This window comes from Bacillus sp. WC2507 (assembly GCF_052656125.1).
In genome coordinates, this window is record NZ_JBQXPN010000001.1 from 2,322,535 (window position 1) to 2,336,372 (window position 13,838).

Annotated in this window: 15 protein-coding genes and 1 pseudogene; 14 read left to right on the forward strand and 2 right to left on the reverse strand. The window is 35.5% G+C overall.

Annotation, left to right across the window (positions count from 1 at the left end; translation table 11 throughout):
* Positions 1 to 581 precede the first annotated feature (581 nt).
* From hcp to ACUN28_RS12295, 5 genes are all read left to right on the forward strand, one after another.
* Positions 582 to 1,868: a hydroxylamine reductase gene (gene hcp, locus ACUN28_RS12275; protein ID WP_033660177.1), complete on the forward strand. Its 1,287-nt coding sequence runs from the start codon at positions 582 to 584 to the stop codon at positions 1,866 to 1,868.
* 595 nt (positions 1,869 to 2,463) lie between these two features.
* Positions 2,464 to 2,784 carry a PadR family transcriptional regulator gene (locus ACUN28_RS12280; RefSeq protein ID WP_000429486.1) on the forward strand — a complete coding sequence of 107 codons (321 nt, stop codon included), beginning with the start codon at positions 2,464 to 2,466 and terminating at the stop codon, positions 2,782 to 2,784.
* A 75-nt stretch (positions 2,785 to 2,859) separates the two neighbouring features.
* The gene (locus ACUN28_RS12285; protein WP_000891990.1) at positions 2,860 to 3,201 is read left to right on the forward strand and encodes a DUF1048 domain-containing protein; all 342 of its coding nucleotides are present in this window, start codon (positions 2,860 to 2,862) and stop codon (positions 3,199 to 3,201) included.
* Positions 3,202 to 3,356: 155 nt separating this feature from the next.
* On the forward strand, positions 3,357 to 4,118 hold the full coding sequence (locus ACUN28_RS12290; protein ID WP_016086965.1) for an ABC transporter ATP-binding protein: 762 nt from the start codon (positions 3,357 to 3,359) through the stop codon (positions 4,116 to 4,118).
* On the forward strand, positions 4,119 to 4,868 hold the full coding sequence (locus ACUN28_RS12295) for an ABC transporter permease (RefSeq protein WP_016086966.1): 750 nt from the start codon (positions 4,119 to 4,121) through the stop codon (positions 4,866 to 4,868).
* 151 nt (positions 4,869 to 5,019) lie between these two features.
* Here ACUN28_RS12295 and ACUN28_RS12300 read toward each other — a convergent pair whose 3' ends face one another.
* Complete coding sequence (locus ACUN28_RS12300; protein ID WP_016086967.1) at positions 5,020 to 5,979, reverse strand: helix-turn-helix transcriptional regulator; 960 nt, start codon at positions 5,977 to 5,979, stop codon at positions 5,020 to 5,022.
* A gap of 109 nt (positions 5,980 to 6,088) precedes the next feature.
* On the opposite strand from ACUN28_RS12300, the gene ACUN28_RS12305 reads away from it, so the two are divergent.
* The 9 genes and pseudogenes from ACUN28_RS12305 to ACUN28_RS12345 all read left to right on the forward strand — a co-directional run bounded on the left by ACUN28_RS12305 (position 6,089) and on the right by ACUN28_RS12345 (position 13,200).
* The gene (locus tag ACUN28_RS12305; protein ID WP_033659876.1) at positions 6,089 to 6,568 is read left to right on the forward strand and encodes a GyrI-like domain-containing protein; all 480 of its coding nucleotides are present in this window, start codon (positions 6,089 to 6,091) and stop codon (positions 6,566 to 6,568) included.
* A gap of 146 nt (positions 6,569 to 6,714) precedes the next feature.
* On the forward strand, positions 6,715 to 6,972 hold the full coding sequence (locus ACUN28_RS12310; protein ID WP_016086969.1) for a DUF3963 domain-containing protein: 258 nt from the start codon (positions 6,715 to 6,717) through the stop codon (positions 6,970 to 6,972).
* Positions 6,973 to 7,123: 151 nt separating this feature from the next.
* Positions 7,124 to 7,757 (forward strand): annotated as a pseudogene (locus tag ACUN28_RS12315) (LysE family translocator).
* Positions 7,758 to 7,940: 183 nt separating this feature from the next.
* Positions 7,941 to 8,540, forward strand: coding sequence for a TetR/AcrR family transcriptional regulator (locus ACUN28_RS12320; RefSeq protein WP_016086971.1), 600 nt, complete (start codon positions 7,941 to 7,943; stop codon positions 8,538 to 8,540).
* A 4-nt stretch (positions 8,541 to 8,544) separates the two neighbouring features.
* The gene (locus ACUN28_RS12325) at positions 8,545 to 9,090 is read left to right on the forward strand and encodes a hypothetical protein (RefSeq protein ID WP_016086972.1); all 546 of its coding nucleotides are present in this window, start codon (positions 8,545 to 8,547) and stop codon (positions 9,088 to 9,090) included.
* Positions 9,091 to 9,670: 580 nt separating this feature from the next.
* Entirely contained in the window at positions 9,671 to 10,393 is a 723-nt protein-coding gene (gene sigI, locus ACUN28_RS12330; protein WP_016086973.1) for an RNA polymerase sigma factor SigI, read from the forward strand.
* The gene (locus ACUN28_RS12335) at positions 10,386 to 11,732 is read left to right on the forward strand and encodes an anti-sigma-I factor RsgI family protein (RefSeq protein WP_116329301.1); all 1,347 of its coding nucleotides are present in this window, start codon (positions 10,386 to 10,388) and stop codon (positions 11,730 to 11,732) included. Before sigI ends, ACUN28_RS12335 begins: the two co-directional genes overlap by 8 nt.
* Before the next feature lie 210 nt (positions 11,733 to 11,942).
* Complete coding sequence (locus tag ACUN28_RS12340; RefSeq protein ID WP_016086975.1) at positions 11,943 to 12,209, forward strand: ArsR/SmtB family transcription factor; 267 nt, start codon at positions 11,943 to 11,945, stop codon at positions 12,207 to 12,209.
* 190 nt (positions 12,210 to 12,399) lie between these two features.
* Positions 12,400 to 13,200: a hypothetical protein gene (locus ACUN28_RS12345; RefSeq protein WP_016086976.1), complete on the forward strand. Its 801-nt coding sequence runs from the start codon at positions 12,400 to 12,402 to the stop codon at positions 13,198 to 13,200.
* A gap of 192 nt (positions 13,201 to 13,392) precedes the next feature.
* Here the strand turns inward: ACUN28_RS12345 and ACUN28_RS12350 are convergent, their stop codons facing one another.
* Positions 13,393 to 13,716 carry a winged helix-turn-helix transcriptional regulator gene (locus tag ACUN28_RS12350; protein ID WP_016086977.1) on the reverse strand — a complete coding sequence of 108 codons (324 nt, stop codon included), beginning with the start codon at positions 13,714 to 13,716 and terminating at the stop codon, positions 13,393 to 13,395.
* Between the last annotated feature and the right edge of the window lie 122 nt (positions 13,717 to 13,838).

A 13,838-nucleotide genomic window follows, 5' to 3' on the forward strand; every position in this document is an offset into this window, starting at 1 on the left:
TTCTCCTCGCTTTCTTCTAACTATATTTAAATGCTGAACCTGTCTATTACGCCTGCATACGTTACTGAGATTTTAATTCCAAGTATACAAATACCAGTACCGTCATAATTGCTATAACAACGTAAGTAACATCAAGCATTATAAGTGTCTTTAAAGTTTCAGTCATCCTCATTCACCCCTGGTATGAAAATATAACATAATCTCTTATCAATCAGATCAGAGATTATAAAGATAACAATGTAAATGAAATTTCTTAAGTATTTTCTATATAAATATATCATATAAATAATGTAAACAATGTTAAGATAATGTAAATGTATTGTAAATAAAGAACTTTCTCATAGAATCTTTAATCAAAAATAGCTAGTTAATAGTTCTCTAAATCTATTAACTAGCTATTTGAAAGTACCAACAAAGATGTGCATTTTTCAGTAATGTTTTTAGAGTCAATAAAAATATTATGTCAACAATATGAACTGTCACAAATTTTTATATATTATTGTGATTGATATCACATCCTTTTTTCCTAATGGGTATTATGCTTGATTTGTAAGGAATGATTGGGAGAGGGTGGGATGATCATGTTTTGTTATCAATGTGAACAAACGCCAACAGGCGGATGTAAAGTAATAGGTGTTTGCGGTAAAAATGAAACAATAGCAAGTTTACAAGATACGATTGTGTTTGGGCTAAAAGGAATTGCAGCTTATCGTACGCATGCTGCTCAGCTAGGGTATACGGATGCATTTGTAGATGCTACGACGCAAGAAGCACTGTATATGACATTAACAAATTCCAACTTTAATGAACAAGAACATATTGATATGGCTATGAAAGTAGGGAAATCGGCTTTACGAGTAATGGAGTTGTTAGATGAGGCGCATACGAATCACTTTGGTGTTCCAGAGCCCGTTCAAATTACACAAAACCATGTAGAAGGTAAAGCAATTGTAGTTACTGGTCATAATTTATTTGCGTTAGAAGAGTTATTAAAGCAAACAGAAGGAAAAGAAATTAATATTTATACGCATTCTGAAATGTTACCAGCACACGGTTATCCGCAGCTGAAAAAATATAAACATTTAAAAGGAAACATCGGTAAGGCATGGTATGATCAACGACGTCTTTTCGAAAAATTTACAGGTGCTATATTAGCGACAACGAACTGTGTTATGCCAATTAAAGGGTCATACTCTGATCGATTCTTTTCATATGATATTGCCGGTTTAGAGGGTGTACAAAAAATTGAAAATGATGATTTTGCACCATTGATTCAAAAAGCGCTTGAACTTCCAGAAGTACATATGGAGTCGGATGAGCAGTTAGTAACAGGGTTTCATCATAATACAGTATTATCATTAGCTCCGGAAATTATTAATGCAGTAAAAGAAGGAAAGATTAAGCGTTTCTTTGTCATCGCAGGTTGTGATGCTCCGGGAAAAGGCGGAGAATATTATCGTGAATTAGCAACGTCGCTTCCGCCAGAAACGGTTATTTTAACAACTTCTTGCGGGAAATTCCGTTTTAATGATGTGAGTTATGGTGTTGTACCTGGTACGGAGATTCCGCGTTACATTGATTTAGGACAATGCAATAATTCCATTTCTACAGTGAAAATAGCGGCCGCTTTAGCAGATGCTTTCCAATGTGAAGTGAATGAATTGCCAGTAAGTATTGTCTTATCATGGTTTGAACAAAAAGCGGTTGCTATTTTACTTGGGCTATTTAGTCTTGGAATTCAAGATATTCGTATCGGTCCAAAGGCGCCTGAATTTATTTCACCTGGCGTGCTTGATGTATTACAAGAAACATTCGGTTTAAAACTCATTACAACTGCAGCGGAAGATATGGATATGATGTTATCGTAACAAAAGAATAATTCTGTCTTTATTAATAAGAAGAGCTAGCCTATAGCGCCCCAAAACAAAAATGTAGAATATTTGTTTTGGGGTATTTTTTTCTTAGCGGGATAGGTATGTGGCGAAATTTCTTCCAAAAGAAAATTGGCTGTATCTAATAGGTAATAGTTGATTTTAGAAAAATATAAAAATCGAGTTGACATTTACGACTACTCAGTCATACAATGTAGTTGTAGTAGGTGATACTGAGTAGTGTTGTTTCTCAGAATATTTTCAGTAAATAATAGGTAATAGGGGATTTTAGAAAAATTTTGAAAATGAGTTGACATTTACGACTACTCAGTCATACAATGTAGTTGTAGTAGGTGATACTGAGTAGTGTTGTTTCTCAAAATATTTTCAGTAAACAATAGGTAATAGCGGATTTTAGAAAAAATTTGAAAATGAGTTGATATCTACCACTACTTAGTCATACAATGTAGTTGTAATAAGTAATACTGAATAGTATAGTTTTACTCAAAAGCTATTCAGTAAAAATTCGCCTTAGTACTCTGTAATACTGAATATAAGTCAGACAGAATAGGGGGTAAAGGAGGATCATAATATGGAAAATTTAACTGAAATGCTGAAAGGTTCACTGGAAGGGTGTGTGCTGGAAATCATTAGCCGCCGTGAAACGTATGGCTATGAGATTACCCGTCACCTGAATGATCTTGGGTTTACCGAAGTAGTAGAAGGAACGGTTTATACCATCCTCGTAAGATTAGAAAAGAAAAAGCTTGTGAATATTGAAAAGAAACCATCAGATATGGGACCGCCTCGTAAGTTTTATTCATTAAATGAGGATGGCCGTCAGGAGCTTGAATTGTTTTGGAAAAAATGGGATTTTGTATCTTCAAAAATTAACGTCTTGAAGTCAAACTAGCCTCATAATATAAAATGTTCCGGCTCATATTTGGAGAGTTTCTTGTTCTGCTTTATAAAAAAGGAGGAAAATAAGATGTTGGAAATGTTCAAAAAATTAATTGGTGATAAAAAAGAGTATAAAATGATGATGGCACGTGTTGGAGCACTGCCAGAGGACTATCAGTTTGTGTTTAAAAAAATTCAAAACTACATGTGGAATTTCTCAGCGGGTAATGGAATGGATATGCTGCACATACAATATGAATTAATCGATTTGTTTGAAGCTGGTGCAGCTGAAGGCAGACAAGTGCTAGACATTACTGGGGAAGATGTGGCATCCTTTGCTGACGAACTAGTGGCAAACGCTAAAACGTATGTCTCTAAGTATCGTGAGGATTTGAATGAAAGTATTATGAAGAAATTGAGAAAAAAATAAATGCAATAAGTAATACCGACTGATTAGCTGGTTACAAATGTGAACTGCCGCCATCGCTATTCAGTTATATTTTTAAACCAGTACTAAGTAATACAGATTATCAGTGGTACTAAATAGAGGGTGTAGGTAATCAATTTTTATAAGGGGGAAAAAGTATGAGCAAGACAGCAATTTCTGTAAAAGGGTTAAAAAAATCTTTTAAAGACAAGGAAGTTTTAAAAGGGGTGGATTTTGAGGTGCAGCGTGGCTCCATTTTCGCGCTGCTAGGCTCAAATGGAGCGGGAAAGACGACAATGGTCAACATCCTTTCGACGCTAATGAAACAAGATGATGGTGAAGTAAGTATTTGCGGATTTGATGTCCAGCGTCAACCAGATTATGTCCGTCAAAGCATCAGTTTGACAGGACAGTTCGCAGCTTTAGACGGCATGCTGACTGGAAGGGAAAACTTGATAATGATCGCTAGGTTACGTGGTGTTTCCAATCCCGCTCAAGTTGCTGACAATCTACTTGCACGATTTAGCCTGACTGATGCGGCAAACCAAAGGGCAGATCAGTATTCAGGCGGGATGAAGCGCCGGCTTGATATCGCGATGAGTTTGATTGGGGCGCCAGCAGTTATTTTTCTTGACGAACCAACGACTGGACTTGATCCGGAAGCGCGAATCGAAGTGTGGGATACAGTCAAGGAACTTGCCGGTAGCGGTACAACGATCTTGCTTACGACTCAGTACTTGGAGGAAGCAGAACAATTGGCAGACCGTATCGCTATTTTGCATGGCGGGAAAATTATTACGACAGGTACTCTTGCTGAACTAAAAGAGATGTTCCCACCAGCAAAAGTAGAGTATATAGAGAAGCAGCCGACATTGGAAGAGATTTTCCTTGCGATTATCGGTAAAAAGGAGGAGATGTAAATGAAAAGCAAAACAGGGGTATTACTAGGGCGCTTAATGCGTAACATTATGCGCAGTCCGGATACAATTATTACGGTAGCGATAACACCGATTATGATGATGCTATTGTTTGTTTATGTGTTTGGCGGCGCAATAAAAACAGGAACGGAAAACTACGTTAATTATTTATTGCCGGGAATTTTGCTCATGGCTATCGCATCCGGTGTAGCTTACACTTCCGTGCGACTATTTACGGATGTAAAGAGTGGACTGATGGCACGTTTCATTACGATGCCTATTAAGCGCTCATCGATATTGTGGGCTCACGTATTAACATCTCTTGTTGCTAATGTACTTACTATCGTGGTGGTTATTCTTGTTGCGCTCTTAATGGGCTTTCGTTCCAGTGCTAATATTCTAGATTGGCTTGCAGTAGCTGGGATACTAGGAATGTTTACGTTATCGCTAACATGGTTGGCTATTATTCCAGGGCTGAAAGCAAAGTCTATGGAAGGGGCGACTGCTTACTCGTACCCACTCGTTTTTCTTCCATTTATTAGTTCGGCCTTTGTACCTACCGAAACGATGCCAAAAATTGTTCGTGCGTTTGCTGAGAATCAGCCTGTAACTTCAATCGTGAATGCAATTCGTGCTCTATTATATGAAGGAACTGTTGGCAACGATATTTGGATTGCACTCGCTTGGTGCGTAGGGATCATGATTATCTCTTACTTTTTCGCAAGTAAAGCATTTAAACGTCAGTTAGGGTAAGTGAATTAAGTCATCCGAAATTATATATGTTTTAGAAAAAGCACGGGAATATTTTCCGTGCTTTTATTATTTGTTGCGCACTCATGGTAGAAAATATGGGACAACTGGTAACGAATCAAACTCAATATTGTGAGGTTTAACCGATTACTGCTTATGGGGAATATAAACATAATCGCTCTTGTAAATCTTTTAATACTTCATCGGGTATTTCTCTAATTGTAATATCCTTCCCTAGGAAAAGCAGCCAGTTTATTATCTCTGACAGTTCGTCGGGATTGTTAATATCGATAAATGTTTTTAAAATGGCTGTAGATTGGTAAGGATTTGTATAAGATATTGTAACTTTGAAAGGGTGGTATTTTTTGTACTGGGCAATCGCTTTTGGACCAAGTTCAAGTACAAGGTTAATTGCTTCGTCCTTCTTACTGAGTTTTTCTAAAATCTTTTTCTTATGTAATTTCTTTTTCGTCATGTACGGTTCAATATTGATGAGATCATCGACAGGAAACATCAGCTTCTTTTCTTCTTTTAAGTCAAACCCTTCAATAATCCAATGGCTTTTTTCTTGATAAAGGTGTAATAGGTAAATTGGATAAGACTTGATTTCTTCTTCTTTGACAGTAATCAATAAATGTCTATCCAAAAGAAGGATTTGAATGAGTTTTTCTAACATCGGATGGGGGAGGTCAGAAAGCTCAAGTAGATCGGGATTATGAGGGTTAGTCCCTTCAAAAAGCAAGAGTTGATTTAAAAGAACAAGGTCATCTTGCTGGGTTTCTGAAATGAGTCCTAGTAGCTTTTCCGCTAAAGATTGCCGACTCTTTAGATAGGGAAGTTGTTGATTTCTTGTAGCCATAAAGGCAATAAAAAGAGCTTTCACTTCATTATCAGTAAAGCGAACAACGGGCAGGATAGAATTATGCATGACAAAATATCCACCAGTTCTCCCGACTTCAGCGACAAGTGGCATACCCATAGCCTCAATATCTCTAATGTCTCTAATAGCTGTCGATCGTGAGATATTAAATTCTCGTATGATTTCAGAAATTGTAAAGTGGGAGCGATTGTTGATATAACGCATGATTGTATTAATCCGTTCAACTTTTTTCATTTGAGTCTCCTAAACAGTATCATTTTTTGACATGGTTTAAAGGTATTATAAACGTATCAGATGAAAAGATAAATCGTTTGATTAATAAAAAAAGAGGCAGGTTTTGCATATGAAAAATTATACTATAGAAGAAAAAGATAGCTTTATTGTGTTAGGTATTGGGACTGAAATTAAGAGCGAATATACAGACTTTGCTGGAATAAATAAAGAAAAAGAAGACTTTTGGTCGGCTGTTAAAGAAGATGGAAGGCTGGATACTTTAAAGGCTTTAGCTACAAATGATTATATTTTCTCTGTGAGCGAAGCGGTGAATAATAAGATGATGTATTATGCTGGTGTCATGACAGAAGCACAAATAGAAGAGGAATCAAGAGTGATCCAGTTTCCGAAGGGAGAATACTTAGTAGTGAAAGGGGAAGACAAAACGGCTGAAGAGCTAAGTAATAAGCTTACTGGCATCGCCTTCGGTCAGGCTTTACGAGAAGCAACGGATTTTGCTTATGTTGGCGGGCCAAATACAACAGTTGAGATGGGGCAAAGAAACGGCTTAGTATTTGGTGAAATGTGGATTCCAGTTGTTAGGAAGTAATGTGATAAAGGGTACGAATATGGAAAGTAGAGGTTAACAATCTTGGATTGTTAGCCTTTTTGAAGTGAATATCATATTCATATACTGCTACACAGTATGTTCTGATAAAATGGAATAAAAGGGAAATACTGTAAGGTGGTGACGGGTTGAATAAAAAAAGGATATTTGAGCTATTCATAGTAGCATTTGTTTTTCTATTCCTTCATGTAAGCACATTTACAAATGAGAAATTTAACGATAGATTGGGTGCTTTTACTTACATTGTTCTATTTCTTATCGTTTATATTTATGCTTTATTTATAGACCGGTATTTTGGTGATATACAAAAGTGGGTTCGAAATATCACATTTTGCTTTGCTTTATTAGTAGTGGCTTTAGTAGCTCTATGGATAGGTTATTTTTAGTCCTTACTTAAGAGAAAGAGAAATATGTGATTACACTACATTCGATCCGATCATATTACTTAGCTGCATCGGCTTATATTAATCTTTTCTCTCCTCAATCATGATAAAATGTACAATAGGAAATTTTATGTAAGATAAAGGTGGAAGGTTTATGGTCAGCTGGAGTACTTTGATAGCTTTTGCAATTGTTTCGCTTAGCATGGTTTGTTCACCTGGGCCTAATATGATTTATCTCATTTCCCGTTCCATTACGCAGGGACGTATGGCAGGATTTATTTCTCTCTTGGGCATTATGCTCGGATTTGTCATTTATATAATCGCAACAATGTTCGGACTTACAGTTCTATTCCTTGCAGTACCCGCTATCTACGAAGCAGTCAAGTGGACAGGTGCTGCTTATTTACTCTGGCTTGCCTGGAATTCGATAAAACCGGGTGCTACATCTATTATGGAACCTCGTACAATTCCTAATGAGCCACCACGGAAATTATTTTTGATGGGACTTATGACTAATCTTCTAAATCCAAAGATTGCTATTTTGTATGTGTCACTTTTACCTCAATTTGAAAATCCTGAGAAAGGATCGTTACTTCTACAAGGTGCAGTTTTAGGCCTTACGCAAATCACTGTTAGTTTTATAGTTAACCTTTTAATCGTATTTACAGCAAGTAAAATTGCAAAATGGTTTGGCACACGCCCGACGTGGCTACGAGTACAGCGTTGGCTTATGGCAAAGTGTCTTGACGGGGCTTGCTGTACGTCTTGCTTTTGAACGTAGACAGTAAGAGTATCTAAAAAATTTGAAGATTTTTTTTAATGTAACGGCAGAAATGCCGTCTTTTTTTATTTTAGGGGAATTTTATTTTGCATTGCTTGATAGCACTATAAAACCTAAAACAATATGATCATATTGTTTTAGGTACTTTTTTTATAATACGATCATATTATAAAAAGGGAGGAGGATATGAATGCCTAAAATAGTTGATCACATACAAAGGAAGAATCAAATCGCCACTGCTACTTGGCGTGTAATATTAGAAAAAGGTATTGATAAAGCTTCCATACAGCAAATCGCTGATGAAGCAAACATTTCGGTCGGGCTTGTTCAGCATCATTTTTCGTCTAAAAATGAATTAATTCATTATGCGATGAATTTAGTGTTGAATCGAATGAAAGAACGGGCAAATACGCGTACAAATGAATTTAAAGGAACGAAAGAAGAAGCACTTAGAAGATTAATGAAGTTTATTATTCCTATTAATAAAGAAGAAATGTTGGAAGGAAAGGTTTGGATTACATTTCTCGGTATATCCTTTAGTTCCCCGGAGCTTATTGAACTTCGGAAGAAAATGGATCACCATACGAGGTATCTTATGGGAATGATCCTAGATTTAATGATGGAGCTAGGCTACGTCAAACCAGGGTATAATAGAGAGTTTGAATTGGAGATACTGTACGGATTTATCGATGGGCTAGTAATTCATGTTCTTCAAACACCAGAATCATATTCAGAAGAAAAAGTAAATCAGCTTATTGAGTATTATTTAAAAGGAAAAAAGAGGGATTGATCGCATGAATAAAGTTTTTATTATTATTCTTGTAGTCGTTATCGTATTGATCATTAGGCAGCTTATCCCAAAGAAAGTAGATAGTTTTGATCTTCTTGGTATACCAATCATGGCTATCATTAGAACTTATATGGGTCTTCCAAATAAATTGGAATTTATAATAACAATTGAATTAATAAGCTTGCTTATATTAGGAGCGATAGTTGGTTTTTGGCAAGCTAAGAGAGTAAAAGTTTTTCATCATAATAATCAATTATGTAGTGTTGGTGGCTATTCGTATATTATTGGATGGATTATTATGCTTTTAGGGAGAATTGTAATTTTATTATTATTCAACCTTAATTCCCTCGTATCGACATTTCATGACGGGCAGGAACAATTTACAAGTGAAATAATTAAAGTTCTTTCTCATGCTGGAGATTGGTTAATATGGTCTACGATTCTTGCATCTTCCATCATGTATACGGTTACTTTATATAAGGATCACACGGACATCCAGAAATTTATACATGCTCGTTTTAAAGAAATACAACAACGGATAAAATATTAATTTAACTAATACGAATTGTAAAAGCATGTATTTGTTATAGAGCTGCCGACTATACCTATCAACTTAATAAAAAACGTTATTCTTTCTAATAGTTTAGCTTGTTTAGAAAGAATAACGTTTTTTATTTTTGAAATAAATATATATTTTATAAAAAAATATTTTTTGACCCCCATAAAACTATGTATTCCTCCGAATATATATAGTGAAAAAATAAATAGAAGAAAAATGACTATGAAAGAATATCGAAGTATTAATAAAATTACTAGATTAAGCGGGGCATCCGAAAGACAAGGATGAAATTACCAATCATATAGAGAAGAGTTATTCAAGGATTGCAGATAAAATAGAAAAAGAGCAAGCAAAACAAGTGAAAGAAAATAAGAAAGTAGATAAAAATAAAAACTTAACTTTAGTGCCGAGAGAAAAGGAAAATCATTAAGAAAACGTTGAAAAAGTTAGACTCGAAAAATATAACTAACAGCAAGAAGACAACCCAAATGAAAAGTACTAACAAAATGTGGTTAAATGGTCACTTGTTTAGTGGCCTTTTTGCTATTTGAAGGAGGCTGGGAGATTACTAGTGTTGAGTTTAGTAATGAAGATCCTAAGAAAACCGAAAATAGAAGATATCGTATATAACATACAAAACAACGGAGGAGATAAGGAAGCATTTATCGTACAGTATCAGCCTTTTATTAGAAAATCAATATCGTCTGTCTGTCGCCGATATATTACAGAACAGGATGATGAATATAGTATTGGACTGTTTGCGTTTAACGAAGCAATTGAACAGTATTCATATAAAAAAGGGAAATCTTTTCTAGCGTTTGCTGATCTTCTTATAAAAAGAGATGTAATTGACTATATACGTAAGGAGTCTAAGCATAACTTTGTCTTTTTAAAAGAAGATGAGCAAGAGGAAATGTTAGAAATGCAAGTATCGCTTACGGAGTATATGAAAGAGATGGAAAATAGTAACCGTAAGGAAGAAATTCTTCATTTTCAAAGTGTGTTAGCTGAGTTTAAAATCACATTTTCAGAGCTTGCGAAAGAATCTCCTAAGCATCGTGACACGCGTGAGCACTTAATAGAAATTGTAAAGATGATTATAAAAGAAGCTGAAATGATGGAAGAGCTGTTCCGAAAGAAAAAATTACCCCTAAAACATATTGAACCACGTGTTAGGGTAAGTCGTAAAACGTTGGAGCGACATAGAAAATACATTATTGCAATGTGTATTATCTTTGCAAACAACTATACATATATTCTTGATTACATAAGAGGGGAAAAGCATGATGAATAAAGGAATTGTGATGGATATAAAAAAGCATAACGTAGTTGTATTAACTCCAAATGGAGAGTTTATTATGTTTAAAAGAAAAGCGCACTCTTACATGATTGGGGAGGAAATCTCGTTTGATGAAGAAGAACAAAGGTCACCGCGTTTTACAATGCCGCCTTTTTTAAAGCCTGCATCAATATTTGTTACTTGTTTTCTATGTGTGCTCCTGTTTTTCTACAACCAACCGGAAGAAAAAGCTTTTGCTTACGTTTCAGTTGATATAAATCCAAGTTTAGAGGCGAGCGTAACGAAGGATCTTCGTGTTATAGATTTGCGGGCTTGTAATGATGATGGAAGGCGTATTTTAAAAGAATTGAAGCAATGGGAAAATAAACAATTGCAAGACGTAATACGTACGATTATAAAGCAAAGTCAAGAGGATAAATATTTAACGAATGATAAGCAAGTTATGCTAACAGCTGTTGCAAAGGACAAGTCGTTAGAACCGCAGTTGGAAAAGGCTATGCAGGAATTAAAGAAAGAGTATGAGATAAAACATATTACAGTCGAATATCAAAGCAGTACGATGCAAATGCGGGAGGATGCCAAGAAAGCAGGAGTTGGAACAGGCGTTTATATAAAACAAGAGAATGAGAAGGGAAAATCGCTTACGCCACCTGCACCGCCGTCTCATCAAGAACAACAAAAGTCATCTTCTGTAAAAGAAGAAAGCAACGAGAAGGGAGAGTATATAGAACAAAAGCAATCTAAGGAACAACAACCGAAGCAAATAAAAGAAAATAATCGAAATCAGCAAGAGAACAACGGAAGAGGATCGCAGCAAGGAAATAATCGAAATCAGCAAGAGAATAATGGTAGAGGGTCTCAAGGAAATAATGGACATAATCAAGAGAACAACGGAAGAGGGTCTCAAGGAAATAATGGACATAATCAAGAGAACAACGGAAGAGGTTCCCAAGGAAATAATGGGTATCAGCAAGAGAATAATGGTAGAGGGTCTCAAGGGAATAATGAGCATCAGCAAGAAAACAATGGCAGAGGGTCTCAAGGGAATAATGGGCATCAGCAAGAAAACAATGGTAGAGGATCGCAAGGGAATAATGGACATCAGCAAGGGAACAACGGAAGAGGATCGCAAGGGAATAATGGAAATGGGCAAGGAAACAACGGCAGAGAATCGCAAGGGAATAATGGAAATGGGCAAGGAAACAACGGCAGAGAATCGCAAGGGAATAATGGAAATGGGCAAGGAAACAACGGCAGAGAATCGCAAGGGAATAGTGAGAATCAGCAAGAGAATAACGGAAGAGGTTCGCAAGGAAATAATGGACATCAGTAAGAGAACAATGGAAGAGGGTCTCAGTAAGGAAAGTTCCTACCACATAATATCGAGTGAAAGAAAAATCTATAGAATATTGAACAGAGGGGGATTCTTTCCATCTGAAGAGATTTTTTAATATTTTTTTAAAATGACGGACACAAAATCGTATATCCTTTCGAATTATATATATGGATATCATTGATGTTTATATAAAAGGAGAGAAAAAATATGAAAGAAATGTATGAAGAAATCACTGAAGTATTGAAGGTATTGGCACATCCTGTCCGTTTATCATTAGTAAAAATAATGCTTGCAAAAGGCCCTATTAACGTAACGAAAATGTATGAAATGTTACAAATGCCTCAAAGTACAATTAGTCAACATTTATCTAAACTAAAAGCTACTAAAGTCGTTACAGGTACTCGGAAAGGGTTAGAAATTTATTATGAAGTAACGGATAAACGTACAAAAGAGATATTGTTAAGCTTAGCTTAAAGAGTGACTGTTTAGATTGTATAGTAATAAATAATTCCATATCAATATTGTTGTCTAGTAAAACTTTTGCCACTTCAAGATTGTTGTTTCCACTTCGTAGTGGAGAATAACAATCTTAGGATAGAGGATATCATTAATTTTTTGATATATTAAGAGATAGGAAAGACAAATAAGGGGTGGAAATAAAGAAATGGAATTATTTGATTACTATAAGCGAAAAGGGAAGTTTAAACTGTTAATTGGAACGGGTATTTTTATTCTTGCGTTATGCGCTGTATATGACGATTGGGGATATGTTAATTGGGGGCAGATTATCTTTTTTGTTATCGCTTCTTCTATCTTTTTTGGAATTGGATTTTGGCAGGTAAGAAAAGGGGATTTGATACAAAAGAATACGGTGAAAAGTAATATGACGTTTTGGGATGTGGAGACTTTTGTCGTATTAGAATTACCTAAGCGGAACAAGCAATATGGTTTATATCATCCTGATGGCGGATATGTTGCAGGAACAAAGATGGTTTCATCTAACATTCTTTTTTCAGTAATACCTTTTTTACATAATAAAGATGTTTATGGACTAGAAACGAGTAGCGGGGAAATTCTAGCCTATTTTCATACTGAAGTGGACGGGTATGATTGGGTAATCTATGATTCAAATTATAATCAGATAGGTATGTTTAAAGAAAAAATGATACAAGGATTTACTATGATACGTGGTACTTTGCTGACTGATAAAGCCACAAAATTGTCCGATGTAGAAGTTGAGTTTGATTTTATTCAAAGTACGCTTCGTACAATAGATGGGCGTACATTAGCAATCGGTAAGCAAGGATCTATGCCTATAGAATGGAGTGAAAGGTTCGTGGGTTTAAATGTACCTACTATTACATTAGGTTCTAATGCGTCTAATAATGAAAAAATTCTCGGTTTAGGGGCGCTCCTTTATAGCTTACGTACAATTGAAATTCGAAAAAATAGGGCGAGCGTTTAATGAGGGGAAGCAGTGTTTATATGCGGAACTTTATAGAAATTTCATTTTTCTAATTATATCTTTTTAGATTGATGGATGTGGGGTCACGTCCATCAATCTAAGAAAACAAGTTAGCCTAAAGACGATAAAAATAAGCTTTATAAAAATACAAAATATAAACGTAGAGGATTAAACAAAGTGTATAGTACTTTTCTAGTCATGTAACCTTTTCATTTGATGATCTTTTCCCCATTCACATAGTTCATCCATAATTTGCATTAAAGATTTCCCGTAGTCACTTATTGTGTATTCAACCTTTGGTGGTACTTCTTGATATACAGTACGATGGATAATCCCGTCAGCTTCAAGTTGCCGAAGTTGTTGTGTAAGAACTTTTTGTGTAATGTTTGGGATTTCTCGTCGGATTTCATTTGTTCGCATTTTTCCATCCATCAAAACACATAAAATATGAACTTTCCATTTTCCGCCGATTACATCGAGTGTCGTTGCAATTGGGCAGTCTTCATTTTGATTCATATAACACCTCCACAGGTACTTTAAGGTTCCTATAGCACTTTAAAGTACGTACTTTTCAATTATATGTAACTCGTTCATACTAATACGTAAAGGATTGAATAATTTCTAAGGGGGATGGAAGA